This window comes from Planctomycetota bacterium (assembly GCA_016872555.1).
Classification (GTDB): Bacteria; Planctomycetota; Planctomycetia; order Pirellulales; family UBA1268; genus F1-20-MAGs016.
This window is the reverse complement of sequence record VGZO01000046.1, coordinates 1-21952: the sequence shown is the minus strand read 5'-3', so window position 1 is coordinate 21952 and position 21952 is coordinate 1. Positions and strand designations below refer to the sequence as shown.

General features: G+C 70.3%; 15 protein-coding genes and 1 pseudogene. 13 read left to right on the top strand and 3 right to left on the bottom strand.

The window, feature by feature from the left end; translation table 11 throughout:
- Nucleotides 1–5: 5 nt before the first annotated feature.
- Both pncA and FJ309_13810 read right to left on the bottom strand, forming a co-directional pair.
- Nucleotides 6–605, bottom strand: a complete 600-nt coding sequence (gene pncA / locus FJ309_13815) for a bifunctional nicotinamidase/pyrazinamidase (protein ID MBM3955668.1) — start codon at nt 603–605, stop codon at nt 6–8.
- A gap of 327 nt (nt 606–932) precedes the next feature.
- Nucleotides 933–3008, bottom strand: a complete 2076-nt coding sequence (locus FJ309_13810; GenBank protein MBM3955667.1) for a hypothetical protein — start codon at nt 3006–3008, stop codon at nt 933–935.
- 375 nt (nt 3009–3383) lie between these two features.
- Here FJ309_13810 and FJ309_13805 point away from each other — a divergent pair, with 375 nt between their 5' ends.
- From FJ309_13805 to FJ309_13770, 8 genes are all read left to right on the top strand, one after another.
- The gene (locus FJ309_13805; GenBank protein MBM3955666.1) at nt 3384–6446 is read left to right on the top strand and encodes an aldehyde dehydrogenase family protein; all 3063 of its coding nucleotides are present in this window, start codon (nt 3384–3386) and stop codon (nt 6444–6446) included.
- 152 nt (nt 6447–6598) lie between these two features.
- Entirely contained in the window at nt 6599–7564 is a 966-nt protein-coding gene (locus FJ309_13800; GenBank protein MBM3955665.1) for a phosphate ABC transporter substrate-binding protein, read from the top strand.
- A 1095-nt stretch (nt 7565–8659) separates the two neighbouring features.
- Complete coding sequence (locus FJ309_13795) at nt 8660–10195, top strand: ABC transporter permease subunit (GenBank protein ID MBM3955664.1); 1536 nt, start codon at nt 8660–8662, stop codon at nt 10193–10195.
- Complete coding sequence (gene pstA, locus FJ309_13790; protein ID MBM3955663.1) at nt 10185–11867, top strand: phosphate ABC transporter permease PstA; 1683 nt, start codon at nt 10185–10187, stop codon at nt 11865–11867. Before FJ309_13795 ends, pstA begins: the two co-directional genes overlap by 11 nt.
- Nucleotides 11868–12053: 186 nt before the next feature.
- Nucleotides 12054–12950: a phosphate ABC transporter ATP-binding protein gene (gene pstB, locus FJ309_13785; GenBank protein MBM3955662.1), complete on the top strand. Its 897-nt coding sequence runs from the start codon at nt 12054–12056 to the stop codon at nt 12948–12950.
- A 24-nt stretch (nt 12951–12974) separates the two neighbouring features.
- Complete coding sequence (gene phoU / locus FJ309_13780) at nt 12975–13631, top strand: phosphate signaling complex protein PhoU (protein ID MBM3955661.1); 657 nt, start codon at nt 12975–12977, stop codon at nt 13629–13631.
- 97 nt (nt 13632–13728) lie between these two features.
- Nucleotides 13729–13968, top strand: coding sequence for a hypothetical protein (locus FJ309_13775; GenBank protein MBM3955660.1), 240 nt, complete (start codon nt 13729–13731; stop codon nt 13966–13968).
- Nucleotides 13949–14521, top strand: a complete 573-nt coding sequence (locus FJ309_13770) for a hypothetical protein (protein MBM3955659.1) — start codon at nt 13949–13951, stop codon at nt 14519–14521. Before FJ309_13775 ends, FJ309_13770 begins: the two co-directional genes overlap by 20 nt.
- 112 nt (nt 14522–14633) lie before the next feature.
- On the opposite strand, the gene FJ309_13765 is transcribed toward FJ309_13770, so the two are convergent.
- Nucleotides 14634–16679, bottom strand: a complete 2046-nt coding sequence (locus FJ309_13765) for a M13 family metallopeptidase (GenBank protein ID MBM3955658.1) — start codon at nt 16677–16679, stop codon at nt 14634–14636.
- A gap of 293 nt (nt 16680–16972) precedes the next feature.
- On the opposite strand from FJ309_13765, the gene FJ309_13760 reads away from it, so the two are divergent.
- The 5 genes and pseudogenes from FJ309_13760 to FJ309_13740 all read left to right on the top strand — a co-directional run.
- Nucleotides 16973–18394 (top strand): hypothetical protein, encoded by a 1422-nt coding sequence (locus FJ309_13760; protein ID MBM3955657.1) that lies wholly within the window; start codon nt 16973–16975, stop codon nt 18392–18394.
- A 300-nt stretch (nt 18395–18694) separates the two neighbouring features.
- Complete coding sequence (locus FJ309_13755; GenBank protein MBM3955656.1) at nt 18695–19963, top strand: hypothetical protein; 1269 nt, start codon at nt 18695–18697, stop codon at nt 19961–19963.
- 55 nt (nt 19964–20018) lie between these two features.
- Nucleotides 20019–20321 (top strand): annotated as a pseudogene (locus FJ309_13750) (divalent-cation tolerance protein CutA).
- A 619-nt stretch (nt 20322–20940) separates the two neighbouring features.
- Nucleotides 20941–21792: a hypothetical protein gene (locus tag FJ309_13745; GenBank protein MBM3955655.1), complete on the top strand. Its 852-nt coding sequence runs from the start codon at nt 20941–20943 to the stop codon at nt 21790–21792.
- A gap of 20 nt (nt 21793–21812) precedes the next feature.
- Nucleotides 21813–21952: amidohydrolase (locus FJ309_13740; protein ID MBM3955654.1), on the top strand; the 140-nt coding region annotated here is incomplete at its 3' end.

Here is a 21952-nt window from a genome sequence, read left to right as displayed (position 1 = left end):
GGTCCTCACGGTTCGACGATCACGCCGGCGGCGTGAAGCGCCCGCCGGGCGGCCTTCCCCGAGCCGTCGCGGTCGATCGCCCGGCAGGCCGACTCGACGACGCGGACGCGGTAGCCGAGCGCGGCGGCGTCGAGCGCCGTCCGGGCCACGCAGTAGTCGAGCGCGAGTCCGACGACGGCCAGCGCGTCGATCCCCCGGGCGCGGAGGAAGCCGTCGAGGCCGGTCGTGGACACCCGGTCGTTCTCGACGAACGCCGAGTAGCTGTCGACGTCCCGCCGCAGCCCCTTGCGGAGGACGAGCGCGGCCCGGTGGGAGGCGAGCAGCGGATGGAAATCGGCGCCGGGCGTTCCGCCGACACAGTGAACCGGCCACAGCACCTGTTCGCCGTGGCCGGTCGAGATCGTCTCGTACGGCGCTGTGCCGCGGTGCGAGACGTGGAACGACACATGGTCGGCGGGATGCCAGTCCTGCGTCAGGACGGCGAGAGAGGCGGCTTCGAGGAGGCGATTCACGGCCGGCACGACGGCGTCGCCATCGGGCACGGCCAGCGCCCCGCCGGGGCAGAAGTCGCGCTGCACGTCGACGACGACGAGGGCTTCTGGCATGGTGGTCTCCGGCAGCCCCGGCCTGGGTCGGTCCAGGGATCCTCAGCTCGGGCTCGACAGAGGGGTACGCCCCTCGCGCCTCTGCCCTCGCATCGACCCGCACGACATTGCGACGGGCCGATGCGAGGGCGACGGCGAAGGGGCTTCGCGGATTTTGTTGAAGCACTGGCGCATCTGACTGCCGACGACTCCGTGTGACTTTCGGTGATGATCGCCCGCCGCCAAAGCCGCCGCCGGATGCGGCGGCCGCCGAGCGTGGGAACCCTCGGCGTTCCCACCGCTCGGCGAAGCGGCGGAAGGCCATGGAGGGCTTCCGCCGCGCGATATTCAGAAAGCCACCTCGACGTCGATGAAGCTCCCGAACAGGTTGTCGACCTTGCCGTTGACGTCGCCATACAGGGCATCGAAGCCGTTGCCGCACAGCAGGCCGGAGACGCCCGCGCGGATGATGCAGTTGTTGTTGAGCCACGGCCGGCTCTCGAAGCCCATCGACAGGTCGGTGCCGATCTCGCGCGAGATGTTGTCCTGGAAGACGTATGCCTCGAGCGGCGCCGTCGTGTCGAAGAACAGGAAGTTGCAGTTGGTGATCAGCCGGGTGCGCTGGGTGAGCTCGAAGTCGACGCCGACGTTGTAGAGCTGGAGGCCCGGGTTCACGAAGTTGGCCTGCGACTGGAACTTGTTGCTGGCGCGGAGGTCGGGGTAGATGCTGAACAGGTTCTTGAGGTTCGTGCCGAGGAGCTTGATCTGCTGGCGGACCCAGAAGCTGAATTCGCCGCCGGCGAACTGGGTGTTGTCGACGATGCCGTCGAAGCCGCCGCCACGGCCGTCGTTCACGTCGTTGTCACCCGACGCGTAGAACACGCTGCCGCGGAAGCGGATCCAGTCGGGCGAGTAGGAGAGTTCCAGGGCCGCCATCGTCGCGCCGATATCGACCGGTTGGAGTGCGAGCTGGTTGAGCGTGTCGTGGCCGAAGGCGTAGTACAGGGCACTGGTGACGTTGATCCCCTCGATGTGTCCGTCGGTGGTGATCCCGGCGTACAGGGCATTGACCTCGTGCGGCGTCGCGGCACCGACCGGGTCGGGGCGCACGAGGAAGCCGTTCTTGTCGTAGTGCAGGCTCTTCTGGTCGTGGTCCCAGATGAAGCTCGTCTGGGCGGTGTGGCCGGGGAAGAGGAAGTCCTGCCGGTAGTAGTTGAGGACGAGGATCTCCTGGCCGCGGCTGTCGAACGTGTTGAGGAAGCTGTTGGTGTCCTTCTCGCGCTGGTCGAAGATCGCGACGTTGAATTGATCGCGGTTGGCCAGCCGGGTGCCGAACAGCCGGATCGCCCGGTTGAGATCGCTGAAGATGAAGCCCCGGAAATCGGAGGTGAACGGCTGGGAGCCGACACGGACCGACATGAAGTCGTAGTCGGGGCTGAGGTCGGCGATCTTCGACTCGACGAACCATTCCTCGATCGTCGAGAAGCCGCGGTAGCGCGTGTCGCCGAGCTGGACGTCGGGGCTGACGACGCCGAGCTCCTCGACGGCCAGGTAGTTGTGGTTGAACACCGGCACGATCCGCAGCCGCCAGTCGTTGGGCTTGAACGACTTGTCGCCGTGATTGAGCTCGAAGGCGAGCGTGTAGTACTGGAGGTAGAGGAATCCGTTGGGGTTGCCGTAGAAGTCGTACTGCCCCGGTGTCGGCGTCGACTCGAAGGGGGTGTTGGGGGTCGGCACCTGCCGCCAGTTGACGATCGAGTGGCTGGCGACGCGGAGGTCGAAGAACGTGTGCTGCCCGACGATCGGGAAGTCTTCCTTGAGGAGGTGCTGCGTGTAGGGGTTGAGCCAGTTGCCCGGCGCCCAGGGATAGTCGTCGAGGCGTGGATGCCCTTTGCCGTAGCGGTCCCACTCCGGCAGCCCCTGGCGCCAGCGGTCCTCGATCGGGACGAAGTGCGACGACTCCTGCTCCTCCTCCGGGATCACGCTCGACCGGCCGGTGAACCCGGCCGGAGGCCTCGACGGATAGCGCAACAGCGGGTCATGTGCCTCTTCGTCGGCAGCGAGGTCGAACGGGTTGTCGACCGGGTGCCCAAGGATCGGTGGTCCGCCTCCTCCGTCGGCTTTGTCGTCCCACGCGGGCACGGCGCCAGGAGGGGCGATCTCCTCGATCGCTCCGGTCTCGGCGACGAGGAACCCGGGTTGCGCACCGCCATCGCTCCACCCCGCGACCGGCGGTGGCTGGTCGAGTGTGGAGGAAGCTGATTCGGCCCGCGGGGGTGGAAGGGCATCGTCGGCATGCAGGACACCCGGCCCGGCAACGGCCAGCAGCAGTGCCCACCCGAGCGCTGAAGCGACCCAGCGCCACCAACGGGGCGAGTCGACACGGCGACCGGGCGGTCGCGGAGGACCGCAAGACGGTGGCACGGCGGCGTGAACGGCGGGGCGCACGGGAATCGAAGCGCTTCGCGATGGGGGGCGGATGTCGCTTGGCCGGGCGACGGGAAGCCCGGAAGAGGTATCGGTCGCGTTGGACGTGAGGGTTGTGCCGATTCGTGCGCCGGATCCGGCGGCTGGGAGGCCGGCGCGGGCTGGGCAGACGGGGAGGGCGTTCGGCTTCTCTCGTTCGCTACCATGGCGGGGGTTCGACGGGGTCATCCACTGCTGATCAGGGACCGCCGATGCCCAAGCCGGCCGACCTGCCCGCCATTTCCATGCGACCGGGGCCAGGGTGCGGCTCCGAAGCCAAATCGGTGTCGCAGCGAAGTGCACATCCCGGCGGAATGCCCGAAAGGCATCGCGATGGCTGATGTTCATGGCGACGAGGCGCGGCGCTTCGCGGCCGGGTTGTTCACCAGCCGGTTGTCGGCGGCCGACCGCGACCAGATCGAGGCGCGGACGCAGGCGATCGGTCGGCGCCTCTTCGATCGCGCGCTCGAGGCCCGCCCGTCGAAGGTCTCGACCGAGTTCTGGGTCCAGCAGGCCGGGGAATGGGCCACCCAGGACGACGATCTGAAGGTTCGCCTGTTTCGGCTCGTCGATTGCATGCCGATGCTCGAGGACCCGGTGGCCCTCGACCGGCACATCCGTGAATACATCGACGACGACGTCCTCGCCCGCCTGCCGTTGGCGGTGCGCGCCGCCCTCCAGGCGGCACGGAGCGGGATGCTCGCGCCTCTGGCGGCGCGTGCGGTGCGCGCCGCCGTGCTCTCGCAGGCACGGCGCTTCATCGCCGGGACCACCCCGGGGGAGGCGGCCAAGGCGGCGCTGGCCGAGCGGCGGCTGCACCGCGGCTTCACGCTCGACCTGCTCGGCGAGGCGGTGACCGCCGACGCCGATGCCGACGCCTACGCCGCCGCCTACGCGCGCCTGATCGTCGAGCTCCCGGCCCTGGCCGCGCGCTGGCCGGCCGATCCGCTCGTCGACGGCGATCCGGGCGATCCGCTGCCGCGCGTCAACCTGTCGCTCAAGCTGTCGGCGCTCGACAGCCAGTTCGATGCCATCGATCCGGTGGGCACGACCGCCCGGGTCCTCGACCGGCTGCGGCCGCTGTGGCGGCTCGCGCGGGCCCATGGCGTGCAGATCCACGTCGACATGGAGAGCCATGCCACCAAGGACCTCGCGCTGGCGATCTTCCGGAAGATCGCCGGGGAGGAGGAGTTCCGCGACTGGCCGTGGTGCGGGATCGTCATCCAGTGCTACCTCCGGGAGGCGCACCGCGATCTGGTCGCGCTCGGGGATTGGGTCCGGCGGCGCGGCACGCCGATGTGGGTGCGCCTCGTGAAGGGGGCGTACTGGGATCAGGAGACGATCCAGGCCCGCGCGGCGGGCTGGCCGGTGCCGGTGTGGGAGCTGAAGTGGCAGACCGACGCCTGCTTCGAGGCGGCGACCACCTGGCTGCTCGAGCAGTCGCCGTGGCTGCGTCCGGCGATCGCCAGCCACAACATCCGCTCGCTGGCCCACGCGATGGCGGTCGCCGGCCATCTCGGCCTGCCCCCCAAGGCTCCCGAGATACAGATGCTCTACGGGATGGGGGATCCGGAGAAGCACGCGGTCACCGCCGAAGGGCAGCGCCTCCGGATCTACATGCCCTACGGCCAGCTCGTGCCGGGGATGGCGTATCTCGTCCGCCGGCTGCTGGAAAACTCGTCCAACGACTCGTTTCTCCGCGCCGGCTTCGTGAAGCACGTTCCCCCGGCCACGCTCCTCCTGCCGCCGCGTCCCGGCCCCGGCGAGGCTCTCGATCCCCCCGAGCCGACCGTCGACTTCCGCAACGAGCCGCTCGCCGACTTCACCCTGGCCACCGTCCGTGACACGTTCGCCGCGGCACTGGCCCGGATCGACGCCGAACTGGCGCGCGGGCCGCTCGAGGTTCCGATGGTGATCGACGGCCGGCCCGAACGCCTGCCGGGGTTCGAGCGCACGGACCCCGGCGACACGGCGATCGTCGTGGCGCGGGTCTCGGCGGCGACACCCGCCGAGGCGCGGCGCGCCGTGGAGGCGGTGGCCGCCGCCCGTCCCGCCTGGGAGGCGCGCGGAGTGGGCGAGCGGGCCGCGGTGCTGCGCCGGGCGGCGGCCGTGATCCGCCGGCAGCGCTTCGATCTGGCGGCGCTGATCGTCCGCGAGGTGGGCAAACCGTGGCGCGAGGCCGACGCCGACGTCGCCGAGGCGATCGATTTCTGCGACTACTACGCCGACCACGGCGTCGCCCTCGCCGCCCCGCGGCGCGTCGACGTGCCCGGCGAGGAGAACGTCTCCACCGTCCGCGCGCGCGGGGTGGCCGTGGTGATCGCGCCGTGGAACTTTCCGCTGGCGATCCTCGCCGGGATGACCACCGCCGCCCTCGTCACCGGTAACGGCGTCGTCATGAAACCGGCCGAGCAATCGTCGGCGGTCGGGTGGCGGTTGCACACGATCCTCCTCGAGGCCGGCGTGCCGGCCGGGGTCTGCGCATTCCTCCCCGGCCGTGGCGAGGAGGTCGGACCGGATCTGGTGACCCATCCGGCGACGGCACTGGTGGCGTTCACCGGCAGCCGCGCCGTCGGGATGGCGATCAACCAAGAGGCGGCCGCGGCGTCGGCGACGGGGGGCCGCGTCGTCAAGCGCGTGATCGCCGAGATGGGGGGCAAGAACGCGATCATCGTCGACGACGACGCCGATCTCGACGAGGCGGTGCTCGCCGTCGTCCAGTCGGCGTTCGGCTACCAGGGGCAGAAGTGCTCCGCCTGCTCGCGCGTGATCGTGCTCCAGCGCGTCCACGACGCCTTCCTCGCCAAGCTCGCTCCGGCGGTCGCGAGCCTGCGGATCGGACCGGCGACCGAGCCGGGCACGCGCGTCGGGCCGCTGGTCGACGCCGACGCCGTGGAGCGCGTGCGCAGGTTCGTCGGCATTGGCAGCACCGAGGCGCGGACCGTCGTCGCGGTCGACCCCGATCCGGTGCTGGCCGCGCGCGGCTGGTACGTCGGGCCCCACGTGTTCGCCGACGTCGACCCGCGCGGGCCGCTCGGCCAGGAGGAGATCTTCGGTCCCGTGCTCGCGGTGTTCGCGGCGCGCGACTTCGCCGCCGCCGTGGCCCTCGCCAACGACACCCCCTACGCACTGACAGCCGGCGTGTTTTCGCGCAGCCCGGCGCACCTCGAGATGGCCCGCGACGGCCTCGAGGCGGGCAACGTGTACCTCAACCGCGGCATCACCGGGGCGCTGGTCCAGCGCCAGCCGTTCGGTGGCTACCGGATGTCGGGAATCGGGAGCAAGGCGGGAGGACCCGACTACCTCGAGCAGTTCGTCGTGCCGCGTGTGGTCACCGAAAACACGCTCCGCCGCGGCTTCGCCCCGCAGCGCCAGCCGGGGGGTCGCCCCGGGTGAGCTGCCCGCGCCGGTGGGCATCGCCCGCTCACGAAACACTCATCTCCCGCGGGTATAAGTTTTTCGATCGAGTGGGGCTAGGGACATGCCCCCGAAGTCCCGAGGTGACCTCGATGCGTGACAGCAGACTGCGATTGGGGCGACGGTCGGCGATGGCCGTGTCGGTGGCGGGTGGGATCGCCGCACTCCGACAGCTCGCAGCTGCCGATATCGACGCCGCACTGCCCCCGTACGAGAAGGTGTCCGGAGAGGTCGCGGGCACGCTCAAGTGCGTCGGCTCCGACACGATGAACAACCTCGTGGCCCTGTGGGCAGAGGGCTTCAAACGCTCGTATCCCGGCGTCCGCGAGGGCATCGAAGGCAAAGGTTCGGCGTCCGCCCCGCCGGCGCTGACCGAGGGCACGTGCAGCTTTGCCCCGATGAGCCGCGATTGGAAGGACTCGGAGATCGACGCCTTCAAGCAGCGTCATGCTTATGCCCCGACGGTCATCCCGGTGGCGATCGACATGCTCGCGGTCTTCGTCCACAAGGACAATCCGCTGGAAAAGCTCACACTCCAGCAGGTCGACGCGATGTTCTCCAAAAATCGCAACGGTGGGCTTACCAAGGACATCCTGACATGGGGGGATCTTGGTCTCGAGGGGCCCTGGAAGAATCACTCCATCAGCCTCTACGGGCGCAATGCCACGAGTGGCACGTATGGGTATTTCAAGGAACACGCCCTGTTCAAAGGGGATTTCAAACCGACCGTCAAGGAACAGCCAGGAAGCTCCGCGGTCTTACAGGCGGTCGCCAGCGACCGCTACGGCGTCGGCTACAGCGGCATCGGCTACAGGACCGCCGACGTCCGTCCCGTTCCGCTGGCGCCGGGCGCGGGAGCGCCGGCGGTCGCTGCGGAGGCCGAGTTCGCCTATTCGGGCGACTATCCGCTGGCGCGGTTCCTCTACCTGTCGGTGAACCATCGGAAGGACACCCCGCTCGACCCGCTGCGTCGCGAGTTCCTCCGCTACGTGCTCAGCCGGAGCGGCCAGGCCGATGTCGTCAAGGATGGCTACCTGCCGATCACGGCGGCGATCGCCAGACGGGGCTTGGAGTCGGTCGGGATCACCGCACGGTAATGGCCCGCCGGTCATTTCCGTGACTGCCGGATGCCATCCCGTATGCCCCGTCACGACACCTTTACCGGCCGCGTGCGTCGTGGTTCCTCACGCCGCGTCCGTATCGGTGACGCAGTGGCCCGATTCGTGATCACCACGGCCGGCGTGGGGACGATCGCCGCGGTGCTGATGATGGGTTTGTTCCTGCTCGCCGTCGCGGTGCCGTTGTTCTTTCCGGCGCGCGGCGGTGTCCAGGGTCGCGCGGGAGGAGCTTTGCAGCCGGGCCCGGTCGCACTGGGATGTGACGAGCAGGGGCGGATCGGCTGGTGGGTCGACGCCGACGCAGGGCGGTTCGTCTGTTTCGACGCGCAGCGCGGCTCGACCCTCCTCGACGTGCCGGTCACGAGCGAGTGGATCGGAGGAAGCACGACGCTCCGCGTCCTTCCCGGCCGGCTCGACTCAGTCGTCGGCCGCGCTGACGGCACGTTTCAGGTCGGCCGGCTCGGTCTGGAGTCGGCTTTCGTCAGCCGCGGCGAATTGTCTCCGGCGGCCACTGATCTGGCTGTCGGTGGGGTATTGGTCGAGAACGACGCGGTCGTGGTGCGCACCGGCTCCGAGCAATGGGCCCGGGTTTCGCCGATCGCGGTGGCTACGGGCCCTGCGTCGGAGCCGTTGGGAGCCCCCGTCATCGACGTCGATTTCGCCCAGGGGCCTCGGGGGCCGATCGTCGTGGCGCTCGCCGCCGATGGCACCGTCCGTATCGAGACCACCTCGTCGCGCCGCAATCTCCTCACCGACGAGGTCGTCGTGAGCCGAGACGGCGCCACGCTCTCGACGGCTGCCGAGGATTTCCTGCCGGCGTTCGCCCGGGTCGCCGAGCTCGGCGATCAATTGTTCCTCGTCGCCCGTGACGGGCGCGGGCGAAGATATTCCATCCGTGACATCGCCGCGCCAGCTCTGGCCGAGGAGTTCGCCGCCACGCCCACCGGGACCGCAGTGACGGCCGTGGCCCGGCTGTTCGGAGGAGGTAGTCTCGCCATCGGTGACCAGCGTGGCGACGTGCACGTGTTGTTCACCGTCCGGTCGGAGCAGTCGAACGCAGCCGATGGTCTGGCGATGACCGTCGCACGGACGATCGCTGCGGCCGATTCCGGGTCGCCGGTCGTTGCTCTTGCCGCTTCGCCGCGGTCCCGCATCTTCGCGGCCGTGGCTGCCCGTGGCCCTGTGCGGATTCTCCAGGCGACCTCGGGCGAACGGCTGCTCTCGATCGCGACGGGTGAAGGGAGCCCCCGTTCGCTGGCGATCGGACCTCGGGAGCGGACGTTGCTGGCTGCCGACGACGGCGGTGTGTGGGCGTGTGGTTTCGAGCCCGGTTTTCCGGAGGTCTCGGTCGGGACGCTCCTGACGCCGGTGTGGTACGAGAACTACCCTGCCGCGGTGCACGCCTGGGAGACCACCGGCCACGACGCGTTCGAGCCCAAATACGGGTTCGTGCCGCTGGTGGTCGGGACGCTCAAGTCGACGTTCTACTCGATGCTGTTCGCCACGCCGGTGGCGCTGCTGGCAGCCGTCTACTCGAGCCAATTCCTCCACCCACGGTGGCGCGCGCGGATCAAGCCGGTGATCGAGATGATGGCGAGTCTGCCGAGCGTCGTCCTCGGATTCGTCGCCGGTTTGGTGCTCGCGCCGCTGGTCGAGAGCCAGCTTCCGGCCGTGATCCTCGCGCTGTTCGTCGTACCCCTCACGCTCGCCGTCGCGGCCCATGTCTGGCAGGCATTGCCGGTGCCGATTCGCGTCGGTGGCAGTGGGTGGCGGTTTCCGCTCATCACCCTCGTCGGTCTCCCGCTCGGCTGTCTGCTCGCCTGGCTCGCTGCTCCATCGATGGAGCGGGTGCTGTTCGCCGGGAGCCTGCGGGCGTGGCTCGACCGTGGCGAAGGGCACGCACTCGGGGGCTGGCTCCTGACACTGGCGCCGATCGCCGCACTCGTCGTCGCGTTGATCGTCGCCAAGGTGGTCAATCCCTGGCTACGGCGCCGTCTGGCTGACTGGCCGCCGGGGCGATCGGCGCTGGCGGCGCTGGGAACGTTTGCCGTTGCACTGGGTGCGGCCGTGCTGCTGGCAGTACTCGGCGGAATGTTCCTCGACGCGTGGCGCGTCGATCCCCGGGAGCTCGTTGTCGGAGGCTACGTGCAGCGCAATGCCATGGTCGTTGCCTTCGGCATGAGTTTCGCCATCATTCCTCTGGTGTTCACGTTGGCCGACGACGCCCTGTCGAGCGTCCCCGAACATCTGCGCAGTGCCTCGCTCGGAGCCGGGGCGACCCCCTGGCAGACGGCCGTCCGGGTGATCATCCCGGCAGCGGGGAGCGGACTGTTTTCGGCGGTGATGATCGGCCTCGGTCGGGCCGTCGGGGAGACGATGATCGTCCTGATGGCGGCCGGCAACACGCCGATCCTCGAATGGAATCTGTTCAGCGGTTTCCAGACGCTGTCGGCGGCGGTGGCCACCGAGCTCCCCGAGGCGGCGCGAGACAGCGCCCACTATCGCGTGCTGTTTCTCGCCGCACTGACACTGTTCGCGATCACGTTCGTGATCAACACCGCGGCAGAGGTCGTCCGACAGCGCTTCCGGAGGAGGGCCCATGAGCTCTGATCCGGTCCGCTCACGACGGCCGCGTTCTTCATACGCCGCCTTCACCGCGCAGGGCGAGCCCTGGCTGTGGCTCACGGGAGGAGCCCTCGGGCTGGCCGTCGCGATGATCACGGTGCTGCTGGGACTGATCGTCTACCAGGGTGCGCGAACGTTTTGGCCGGTCCCTCTGGAGGAGATCCATCGTCGCGACGGTACGGTGCTTCTCGGCGAGATCAGTGCCCGTGAGCGGGTCGTGACGGATGGGGATGCGGGGCTTCAGGCGACCACGCGGCGTCTGTTGCGGACGGCGAATTTCGACCTTCTCGGCACGCACTTCACATGGTGCGACGACGCGCTGATCACCGCGTCGGAACGACCGCCGCATGCCACCGCGGTCGAGCGCTTGGAAGGCGGGCGATTCCACGGGGTGCCGCGACGGCTGCGGCACGGCGACGAAATCGTTGCCGACGGCCCCGATGCTGCCTGGGAACGGTTCCGTGAACGGCATCCCGACATCCTCCGGCGCGTCGCGATGATCCGCCGTATCGATCGCGTCGAGCGCGGTCGTCTGCAACGCCAACTGCGTGCCGCTCGACTCGCGACGACCAACGCCCGTCTCACGGCCGGCGACGACTCGGCCGCCGCCCGATCGGCGGCCACGGCGGAGCGTGCCCTCGCGGTGAGCGCCGCCGATGCCGAGCGTGAGCTCGACCGTCGCACCGCCGAGCTCCGTCAGCCGAACGCCGGATGGATCCTCGACTTCGCCACTGCCGACGGCCGCGAGATCGCGATTCCTCTCGACGCAATCGTCACTGCCTGGCAGCCCAACCGCCTCTCCTGGTGCGGCAAACTCGGTGTCTACGCCGGTCGCTGGGGCGAGTTTCTCGGCGACGATCCGCGCGAGGCCAACAGTGCCGGCGGCGTGTTTCCGGCGATCTGGGGCACGATCGCGATGACGCTGATCATGGCTTTGTTGGTTGCCCCGTTCGGTGTGCTCGCGGCGATCTACCTGCGGGAGTACGCGGATCGCGGTCCGCTGACAGCCGTCGTGCGGATCGCGATCAACAACCTCGCCGGCGTGCCGAGCATCGTGTACGGGGCCTTTGGGTTGGGGTTCTTCTGCTATGTCGTCGGTGGCGGCATCGATGAACTGTTTTTCCGGTCGGCGCTCGTCGCCGACGGCCAGCCGACATTCGGCACCGGTGGTCTGCTGTGGGCGGCGTTGACCTTGGCCCTGCTCACGCTCCCGGTGGTGATCGTGGCGACCGAGGAGGCCCTCGCGGCCGTGCCCAATTCGATGCGCGAGGGATCGTATGCCTGCGGCGCCGGCAAGTGGCAGACGATCCGGCGGATCGTCCTTCCCCGGGCCCTTCCGGGCATCATGACCGGGCTGATCCTCGCGATGGCGCGGGGCGCCGGGGAGGTGGCCCCGTTGATCCTCGTCGGCGTGAAGAAGGTGGCCCTCGATCTGCCGATCGACGCGACGTTTCCGTTCGTTCATCCCGAGCGCGAGTTCATGCACCTCGCCTACCTGATCTACGACGTCGGCTTCCAGAGCCCCAACGCCCAGGCGGCCAGGCCGCTGGTGTTCACGATCACGTTCCTGTTGGTGGCGATCATCGCCGGACTCAATCTGGCCGCGATCTGGATACGCTCGCGCCTGCGGCAGCGGCATGTCTCCCAGCAGTTTTGACGACGATCGGCCCATGGACAAAGCCCTCCGTGGCCAGTGTCCACGCTGGCGCCCACCGGAAAAGCCGAGGGTTCCCCGGGTCGCCAACGGCCGCATCCGGCAGCCGATCACCGTGTCCACAGACTGCTATCCTGGCTGACGTGCGTCAGACGCGGTCGTCTTCCTCCCTCCAGTCTCGCGGTGCCCATGCCGAGGTCATTCGATCCCCGCCCGGTCGGAACGGCTCCCGCCTCGGCTCCTGGACAGGGGCCCCCGACCGACGACCGTCTCGCCGCGGTCGCCGCGGGGCACGCCGTACCGTCCGAAGTTCATCGGCAGGTCCTCGAGGAATCGCCGGTGCTGGAGATCGACCGCTTCAATCTGTGGTACGGGACCAAACAGGCGCTCCACTCGATCACGATGCCGGTACCCCACGCCCGGGTGACGGCGCTGGTCGGGCCGAGCGGCTGCGGCAAATCGACGCTGTTGCGGAGCGTGAACCGGCTCAACGACCTCGTCCAGAACGTCCGCACCACCGGCGACATGCGGCTCCGCGGCGACTCCATCTACGACCCGCGGATGGACGTCATCGACCTGCGCAAGCGCATGGGGATGGTGTTCCAGAAGCCGAATCCGTTTCCGATGAGCATCTACGAGAACGTCGTCTACGCGCTGCGGATCGACGGGGAGAACCGGCGCACGGTCCTCGACGAGGTGTGCGAGACGAGCCTCCGCGGCGCGGCCCTGTGGGACGAGGTGAAGGACCGGCTCGGCGAGAGTGCGCTGGGGCTGTCGGGGGGGCAGCAGCAGCGCTTGTGCATCGCCCGGGCGATCGCCGCCGAACCCGAGATCCTCCTCCTCGACGAGCCCTGCTCGGCGCTCGACCCGATCGCCACCGGCAAGGTCGAGGACCTGATCCAGGAGTTGCGCGGCACCTACTCGGTGCTGATCGTGACCCACAACATGCAGCAGGCCAGCCGGACCAGCGACTACACCGCCTTCATGTACCTCGGGCGGCTGATCGAGTACGGTCCGACGTCAGACATCTTCACCAAGCCGATCCTCCGCGAGACCGAGGCCTACGTGACGGGTCGGTTCGGGTGACGCCGGGGCAGGGAGACGGGTGCCGTGACCAAACACATCGAGCGGCAGATCGCCACGCTCAAGGAGAAGATCCTGCGGGTCGGGACGCTCGTCGAGGAGGCGATCTCGAAGTCGATCACCGCCGTGATCAACCTCGACCAGGGGCTCGCCCAGCGCGTCCTCGACAACGACGAGCAGATCGACCGGATGGAGGTCGAGGTCGAGGAGGAGTGCCTGAAGATCCTCGCCCTCTACCAGCCGGTGGCAGCCGACCTGCGGTTCGTGGTCTCGACCTTGAAGATCAACAACGACCTCGAGCGGATGGGGGATCTGGCGACCAACATCGCCAAGCGTGTCGGACCGTTGGCGACCGGCACGCAGTGCGAGCTGCCCCCCGAGATCCGGACGATGGCGATGCGCGCCGAGGAGATGGTGCGCGACTGTCTCCGGGCGGTGATCGACGGCGATCCGGTGCTCGCGCGGAAGGTGCGCGAGCAGGACGACGCCGTCGACGACGCCCGCCAGCGCGTCCGCCGGCGGATGATGGAGGCGATCCGCGCCGAGCCGGCGAAGCTGGAGAATCTGCTGCGGATCAACTCGATCTCGAAGCACATCGAGCGGATCGCCGACATGGCGACGAACGTCGCCGAAGACGTGATCTACATGGTCGAGGGGGACATCGTCCGCCACCGCGTCGATTGACGGGGAGCCCGCGGACGCCGTTGCCGACGGAGCGGATCGCTCCCGGGCCGGAGCGTGGCGGACATCCGCGGATCGAACCGCAGGGTATGATGCGATCGTGATCCGTAATCCCCGTATCTCCAGCCGCGATTCGGACCGGGAGCGCTGGGATGTGCTCCGCAAGATGACTCCGCAGGAGTCGATCGCCGTGGGCGAGGCGCTGCTGACATCGGAAATCATGGAGCTGGCGCGGTGTGCGGAGGATGACGGACCCCGGAGCCTGGCGATCGCGCTGGGCATCGATCCACGGTCACTCGGCCGGTGCGACGAGGATCCCGGTGGCAGCAAACGCGTTTGACGACTTTTGCCGGTTCGCCTTCGGGTTTCTCGAGGAGCTCCGGATCCGGTACCTCGTCGTCGGTGGTTTGGCGGTCTTGGTCGTGGGGGAACCGCGAACCACAGCCGATGCCGATGCGGTCGTGTTCGTGTCGGCAGCCGAGGCCGAGTCCCTGATCCGGCGGGCGGCCAGGGCAGGTTTCGAAGTGGCCGAGGAAGTCGAGCGGGAGCGACTGGCGACGACCGGTACGATCCGCCTGCGCCGCGGGATGTTTCGGTTCGATTTGATCACGGCGTCGCTCCCCTTCGAGGAGGTGGCCGCGCGGCGAGCCAGCGTCCACGAATTGTTCGGCCTCCGGCTGCCGTTCCCCTCGGCCGAGGATCTGATCCTGTTCAAGGTTCTCGCCGGCCGCGACAAGGACATGCTCGACGCCGTCGGCATCGCCCGGCGGCATCGTGACCGGCTCGACGTCGTCTATCTCGAGGAGACCATCCGGCCGATTTGCGAGTTGGCCGAAGACATGGCTCCGTGGACAAGGCTCCAGCGTGCCCTCGAGAAGGCGGCCGGCGACTGAACGTAAGCCGTCGATGACGGCGCTCCCCCCCTGGCGGCTTGCATGGGGAGACCATCGCGGAGGCGCGCCGGTAGGTTTTCGAGTCACCCGACTGGCGCGACTCGCCGGTCCGTCACCAGATCCGGATCCGCTCCGACGTCGGCTTCCACAGCGCGTCGCCCTCCTTGACGCCGAACGCGTCGTGGAAGGCATCGAGGTTCATCACCGGACCGTTGGCCCGGTACTGCGACGGGCTGTGCGGGTCGGTGAGGAGCCGCTTCACCAGCTCCGCCTCACGGTACTTCCGCTGCCAGACCCGGCTCCAGCCGACGAAAAACAGCTGGTTGCCCGACCACCCCGAGACCTTCTCCGGTTCCTTGCCCGCCTTGGCGAGTTGGTAGGCCTTGTAGGACACCGCCAGGCCCGACAGGTCGGCGATGTTCTCGCCGAGCGTGAAATCCCCCTTCACACGCCGGCCGGGGAGCGGCTCGTAGCCGGAATACTGGTCGATGAGCCGCTTGGTGAGCGCCTCGAACGCCGCCCGGTCGGCGTCGGTCCACCAGTTGACGAGATTGCCGGCGCCGTCGTAGCGGCTCCCCTGGTCGTCGAAGGCGTGGCTGATTTCGTGGCCGATCACGCCGCCGATGCCGCCGTAGTTGAGGGCGTCGGGAGCGTCGACCGAGAAGAACGGCGGCTGGAGGATCGCCGCGGGAAACACGATCTCGTTGAGCGACGGGTTGTAGTAAGCGTTCACCGTCTGCGGCGTCATCCCCCACTCGTCGCGGTCGACGGGCTTGCCGAGCTTGGCGGTGTTGCGCTCGTGTTCGTAGCGGCGCGAGCGCATCACGTTGCCGACGAGCTCGTCGGGGCGGACCTCGAGGCCGTCGTAGGAGCGCCACGTCGTCGGGTAGCCGATCTTGGTGGTGATCTTCGCGAGCTTGTCGCGGGCCTTGGCCTTCGTCGCCGGCGTCATCCACGACAGCTCGTCGATGCTCGTGCCGAACGCCGCCAGCAGGTTCTTCACGAGCTCGTCCATCCGGGCCTTGGCCTGCAGCGTGAAGTGGCGCTCGACATACAGCTTGCCGACGACGTCTCCGAGGGCGCCGAAGTCGCCCGCCCCCTTGCCGCTGAGCGCGTCGACCGAGCGCTTCCAGCGCGGTAGCGGCTCCTGGATCCCGGCGATCTTGCGGCCGTGGAAGTCGAAGTGCGCCTCCTCGAACGGCGGCGAGAGGAAGGTCGCGTAGGCGTCGACGAGCTTGAAGCGGAGCCACGTCTTCCAGGTGGCGACGTCGACCGATTCGAATAGCGCCGCAAGCTTCTCGAAGTAGCTCGGCGTGGCGACGTTGACCTCCGCGATGCCCGGCGTGCCGGCGGCCTCGAGAAACGTCGACCAGCGCAGCTGCGGCGTCTTCCCGGAGAACTCGGCGGTGGCGAACTTGTTGTAGGTCTTGAGGGCGTCGCGCAGCTCGACCCGCGGCCACTGGATCTCGGCGAGGCGCTTCTCGAGGGCCAGGACCGTCTCGCCCGGCGCCTTGGTGCCGTCGCCGAGCAACGTGAACAGCCGGTCGGCGTAGGTCACCAGCGCCCCCCGGGCGGCCGTCTCCTTCTCGCCGTCCTTGAGGTAGTAGTCGCGGTCGGGGAGCGTGAGGCCGGCCTGGACGACCGTGGTCAGGTGGCGGGTCGAGTCCTTGTCGTCGATCCCGACGAACAGGCCGACCGGCGCGGCGACGCCGAGCGTACCGGCGACTCCGAAGGCGTAGGCGATCTCGTCGTGCGTCGACACGCCGTCGAGCCGGCTGAGCAGCTCGGCCAACGGCTTGGCCCCGAGGGCCTCGACGCGGGTCGTGTCCATGAAGGCGCGGTGGAAGTCGCCCACCTTGCGGGCGTCGCTCCCTGCCGGGGCGTCGGTCGCGGCGGCCTGCTCGACGATCTCACGGATCCGCTCGCGCGACAGGTCGTCGAGCGCGATGAACGAGCCGTAGTTGCTCTTGTCGGGCGGGATCGGCGTGTTTTTCAGCCACGTGCCGTTGACGTGGTTGTAGAGGTCGTCCTGGACGCGGATGCTGCGGTCGAACGTCGACTGGTCGACCGGCCCCTGGGCACGGAGGGGGGCGGCCGACGGGATGGCGAGCAGCGCGCCGAGGATGACGAGCGACGACCGGACGCGATTGGGGCCCATGGGCGAGGATCTCGTGGCAATGGAAGGAGAACGTCTGCCGCCGCGGAAGACGGTGCCGCGGCGGCGAGGTCACGCGCGGGAGTGTAGTCGCTGGCCGGTCAGGCGACACCGCCACGGTCCTTGCGGCGAAGCGCTGTGGGCGGTCGCCCGGTCGGGGTGGTAATGTGGGGCGACGTCCAGGCCCCCGGGTGAGGGGGTCAGGGAAGAAGCTGCGGCGGAGCCGTCACGCCCGGGGTGCCGTCGGCGGCGCGCGGCGGAGCAGGTCCTCCCGAGCGAGCGAGGGGAGCATGGCGATGGAGCGAGCGACGAACGGGGCCCGACGCGGGTGGCTGTGGGCAGCCATCGTGATCGGCGCGGGGATGACCGCGCGGGGCGAGGATCCGGTGGTCGTCGACGTCACCGGACCGCTGTCCGGCAAGGTGGGCGACAAGGTCGCCTACGAGGTCGAGCTGGTCAACCGCTCGGGACGCAATCTCGAGAAGCTGCGGATCGTCGACTACTTCGACGCCGGCTTCCACCATGAGGCGTCGGTCAGCCCGATCGAGCAAAAGGGGACGATCGACCTCGCCGCCGGCACGAGCAAACGCCTCACGCTCGAGTTCCTCCTCGACGAGCCCGGGCGGCAGTGCCACCGTGTCGAGATCATCGACCAGAATCACCAGCTGATGGGAAAGGCGACCGAGTGCATTCTCGTGCTCCCCGCGCCGGGTGCGCCGCCGGTCGCCGCCCCGAGCGCTGCCGCTGCCACGCCGACCCCGGCCCCGCCGGCGGGGCTGGCCCCACCGCCGATGGTGACGCCGCCGATCGTCGTCCCCGCGCCACTCGCTCCTCCCGCGGCGAGCGTCGTCGCCCCACCGCTCCCACGGCCGACCGAGCCGATCGCACCGGCGCTGAGCCTCGGCCTGACGGGGCCGGCCGAGGCGACGGTCGGGGGCGTCGGCAAGTTCATCGCCACGGTGCGCAACACCGGCGCGACGCCGTCGTCCGTGACCAAACTCGAGATCCGCTGGGACGATCCGTTCACGCCGTTGGAGGCGACCGAGGGGCACGTCCTTGCCGGGCAGACGATCTCCTGGACCCTCCCGGCGCTCGCGCCGGGTTCGGCGCACCAGTGCGAGGTCGACCTCCGGCCGGAGACGGTCACCGGAGGGTACCGCGGCACCGCGCGGGCCTGCGTGAAGGCCGTGGTCACCGACACTGCCGGCGGCGAGATGGTGGCCGATGAATCGTGCGTCACGATTCGGGCGGCGGCCCCGCCGTCGGTGGCCGTGCCACCGGTTCCGACCGCGATCGCACCCCCGCCGGCGGCGATGACGCCGCCGGCGGCACGTCCCTCCCGGCGGACGATGGCCGATGCCGGCCTGCGGGTGACGCTCGCCGACCTCGACGATCCGGTCGCCCCCGGTGGTGGGACGACCGTCGTCTGCACCGTCACCAACGACGGCAACGCCCCGACCGGCAAACTCAACGTGGTCGTGTCGATCCCCGAACAGGCGCGGTTCCTCGGCGATCCGGTGCCGTCGCGGGTGAGGATGGAGGGAAGGAGCGTGACGTTCGATGCCGTCGGCGGCCTGCCCCCGGGCGGCCACGCGATCTTCGAGGTTTCCTACCGGCTCCCGCCGGGCAGCATCGGCCAGGCGATGGCCACGGTCACCGCCGACGACATCGTCGGCAGCGGCCAAGGGGTCTGCTCGACGACGTTCCTCGCGCCTTGAACCGGCGACGCGGACCGCGGCCAGCCCGCGCCGCATTCGCCGCCGGGCGGGTGTCCCGGCCGCGCCGCCGGTGACGGTGAGGACCGGCGGCGGCGTTTCCGGCGGACCGTGACGGCTGTCGGTGACGAAGAGAGACACAGGGAGCGGGTCCGGACCGGCCTGCCCCACGCCACCGCATCGGGTGCCGGAACACCGGAGTGTTTCGGATTCGGTCCGTGTCCTCGCGCGGCAGGTCCGGTCCTCGGTCCGACCCGCCGCCGCCGAAACCCGGCGGCAGCGGTCCCGGTTTCGATCCACCGCATGCTCGTCGTCACATCCAACTGGGGAATCGGTGACGGCTCGCTCGGCGCCGGCCCGGAGGGGGGGCGCGGCCGGGCGTTCGCCATCGCCGTGCAGCGTGCCGCCGCCCGGGTGGGATGCCGGCCCGACGGCAGCTACCGGCCGGTCGAGCGCGTCGACGTGGTGTTCGCCGGTGACACGTTCGACTGGCTGGTGAGCCGCCGCTGGGGGGATGCCATTCGCCCCTGGGACGGCGGACCGGAGGCGGCGGCGCTGCGCCGTGCCGTCACCCGGGCGAGTGCCGCCCGCGCCTGGGACACGCTCCACGGGCTGGTGAAGCTCGTTCGGTCGGGGCTGCCGGTGCCGGCGGCCGACGCGCGCGGGCGCCCGCGGGCCGACCGCGTCGTGCGCGTGCCGGTGGGGCTGCTCCTGCTCGCTGGCGACCGCGACCCGTGGATCGAACAGGCCGGCGGGAGGCGGCTCGCGGCGCGGCTGGGGATCGCCGTCGGTTCGGGGACCGGTACGGGCGGAGTGGTGATCCATCACGGCCACGAGGCCACCGCCGTCGACCGGTCGCGCCCCCGCGTCGGACCCGCCGGCGAGGTCGGCCCGTCGCTCCTCGACAGCGTCCTCGTCGATCTCCTCGTGCCGTTCGCGACGGCGGTGATCGGCTTGCCGGCGGGGCGCCTCGTGCGCCGGCTGGCGGCAGCCGAGTCACCGCTCGACATGCCGGCAGTCGTCGCCGCGGCACTGGAGACCCCGCTGGCCGCGGCGGGGACGCGCGCGGCGCTGGTCGATGCCTGGCGCTGGGCCGTTGACACCTGGTGGAAACGCGCCCGGCGGCTGCGGCCGCGGTCGATCGCGCCGTTCGATCCGCTCGATGCCCTGGCGACGTGGCTCGAGGCGATCGACCCGCGCCCCGACCGCCCCCCGTCGCCATGGCTCGAGGCGGTCACCGGCCCTCCCGACCCGCGGGCATTCACGCTGGCCGCGGAGGTCGTGGTGCTCGGCCATCCGGTCTCGCGCCCACCCGCGCCGCGTGTCCGCTGCGTCGCGCTCGGCCCGACGCCGCCGGGCCAGGGAGTCGCCACCGGCGGGGCGACGACCGTCGGTGGCCCGGGAGCGACACGGATCGTGCCCGGGGTCGCGGCGTTCGAGCCAGTCCGGGCGGTCGTGCTCGACGGAACGTCGGCGGCGAGCGTGGTCTGGGCCCTCGACGGGTTCGACGATCCGCGCCGGCCTCTGGCGACGGTCGGCGACGGTCGCGGGGCCCCGCGCGAGGCGGCGTGACGGGGCGGCGTGGGGACAACCGCCCGCCACGCGCGGGCGGAAGGGAGGACGAGGCGTGCAATCGTTGGTCGAGGTCCGGACGACGTTTCCCGATCGGCTCCGCGCCGAGGCCTGTGCCCGCAGGCTCCTCGAGGCGGGACTGGCCGCGTGCGTGCAGATCGACGGGCCGGTGACGAGCGTCTACCGCTGGCAGGGGCGGATCGAGTGCGCGGAGGAGTGGCGCTGCACCTGCAAGACGACCCCCGCGGCGGCGGCGGCGTGCGCGGCGGCGCTGGTGGCCGACCATCCCTACGACCTGCCGGAAGCGCTCGTCGCCCGGGTCGAGGGGGGCGATGCCTACGCGCACTGGGTCGCCGACGGCGTGACGACGATGCCCGCCGCGGTGCCGCCGCCACCACCCCCCGGCGTTGACGCGGGGATGGCGTTCGAGGCGGTCATCCACGCGCTCCGGCCGGTGTCGCCGGGGCCGGTGCATGCCGACGCCTGGGGCACCTGGCCGACACTGGCGGCGGGAGGTGCGGGGATCCCGCCGTTTGCGATCTCGTTCGACGACGCGCTGGAGTCGATCGCCCGGATGGAAGGGGTCTATGCCGAACCCGACGGATCGGTGGTCGGGGTCGATCCGGTGGCGCGCGCGTGGCAATTCGACGCGCAGCTCTCCGACCTCGGCGGCCGGCTCCTGGCCGTGGAGATCAAGGGGAGCTGCCCGGCGACGGTCTTCGACCGTCTGCTGTCCGCCTGCGGGTGGCCGGCCTCGCCGGTGATGGCCCAGCTGCCCCGAGCCGGCGTGTTTCTCGACGAGGCGACGTTCCGCCGCCATGCGTCAGCGCGGTGGGAGGCGGGGGACGCGCGGACCCTGCGGCCCGGGTGAGCTGCTGCGGGTGGGGTTGTGCGGGGGTGGGGACCTTTCCGGCAGCCGCCATCGTCGTCGGCCGATACGATTCGTGAAACGTGTCGGAGGACCCCGGGGACATCCCATGACGATCGTCGGCGGCAGGCGCGTGCGGGGCGGCGTGGAGGTCGGGGTCGCGGTGCTCGGCTTGTCGGGCTGGTTGGCCGCGACCGTCGCCGGGGGGGCGACGCCGGCCGACCCGCTGGCGGTGAGCAACGCCTACGGCTCCGGTGTCCACGCTTTCCACACGCTCGATTTCGGCCGCGCCCACGAGGCCTTCTCGGCGGCGATCGACGCCGGCACGGAGGATCCGCGGGCCTACTACTTCCGCGGTCTGGCCGCGCTCAAGCTCGGCAGGATCGAAGACGCCGACATCGATTTCGCCGAGGGGGCCAACCGCGAGGCGGCCGGTGCCGGCGGGATCAACGTCTCGCGGTCGCTGGAGCGGGTCCAAGGGTGCGATCGGCTGCGGCTCGAGCAGTTCCGCGCCCGGGCGCGGATCGCCGCCGTGCAGCGCGACGAGGGGGCGATCCGCGGCCGCTACGCCGATATCTACGATGCCGAGGCCGATGTTCGCCGCCGTGTCCGTCCGCGCTCGGTCCTCCCGCAGCCCGAGCCGCTCGTTCCGCCGGCCGCCAAGCCGGTCGCCCCGGGCCGCGCCGTCCGCCCCGAGCCCGGCGTGCCCGCCGAGGCGGCGGAGCGGCCGAGCCTGCCGCGGCGCCGGGCCGACCCGGCCGATCCGTTCGGCGACGACGGGCCGATGACTGACGACCGCCTCGACCAGCGCGACCAACTGCGCGAGCGCGGCAATTCCGAGCGCGACGACGTCTTCGACCAGCGCGACCAGCAGATGGAGGACCGCGCGAGCGAGACCGACGACTCCCTCGATCAGCGGGACGCCCAGGAGGAGCGGGAGGCCGCGGGAGGGGGGCGCTGACCGCGTCGCCTGCCGTGCCGATGAGCGATCCAGTCGCCGCCGGGATCCTCGACCGCCTCGAGGTCGCGACGTTCGTCGATCCCCACTCCCACATCGATCCGCACGCCCCCGCGGCGCGGTCGCTGGCCGACATCCTCGGCTACCACTACTACACCGAACT

What these genes read in the sequence shown, in the direction of transcription:
- pncA (MBM3955668.1), bottom strand. Translation starts at nt 605, where the DNA reads ATGCCAGAAGCCCTCGTCGTCGTCGACGTGCAGCGCGACTTCTGCCCC.
- FJ309_13805 (MBM3955666.1), top strand. Translation starts at nt 3,384, where the DNA reads ATGGCTGATGTTCATGGCGACGAGGCGCGGCGCTTCGCGGCCGGGTTG.
- FJ309_13800 (MBM3955665.1), top strand. Translation starts at nt 6,599, where the DNA reads ATGGCCGTGTCGGTGGCGGGTGGGATCGCCGCACTCCGACAGCTCGCA.
- FJ309_13795 (MBM3955664.1), top strand. Translation starts at nt 8,660, where the DNA reads ATGACCGTCGCACGGACGATCGCTGCGGCCGATTCCGGGTCGCCGGTC.
- pstA (MBM3955663.1), top strand. Translation starts at nt 10,185, where the DNA reads ATGAGCTCTGATCCGGTCCGCTCACGACGGCCGCGTTCTTCATACGCC.
- pstB (MBM3955662.1), top strand. Translation starts at nt 12,054, where the DNA reads ATGCCGAGGTCATTCGATCCCCGCCCGGTCGGAACGGCTCCCGCCTCG.
- FJ309_13765 (MBM3955658.1), bottom strand. Translation starts at nt 16,679, where the DNA reads ATGGGCCCCAATCGCGTCCGGTCGTCGCTCGTCATCCTCGGCGCGCTG.
- FJ309_13760 (MBM3955657.1), top strand. Translation starts at nt 16,973, where the DNA reads ATGGAGCGAGCGACGAACGGGGCCCGACGCGGGTGGCTGTGGGCAGCC.
- FJ309_13755 (MBM3955656.1), top strand. Translation starts at nt 18,695, where the DNA reads ATGCTCGTCGTCACATCCAACTGGGGAATCGGTGACGGCTCGCTCGGC.
- FJ309_13745 (MBM3955655.1), top strand. Translation starts at nt 20,941, where the DNA reads ATGACGATCGTCGGCGGCAGGCGCGTGCGGGGCGGCGTGGAGGTCGGG.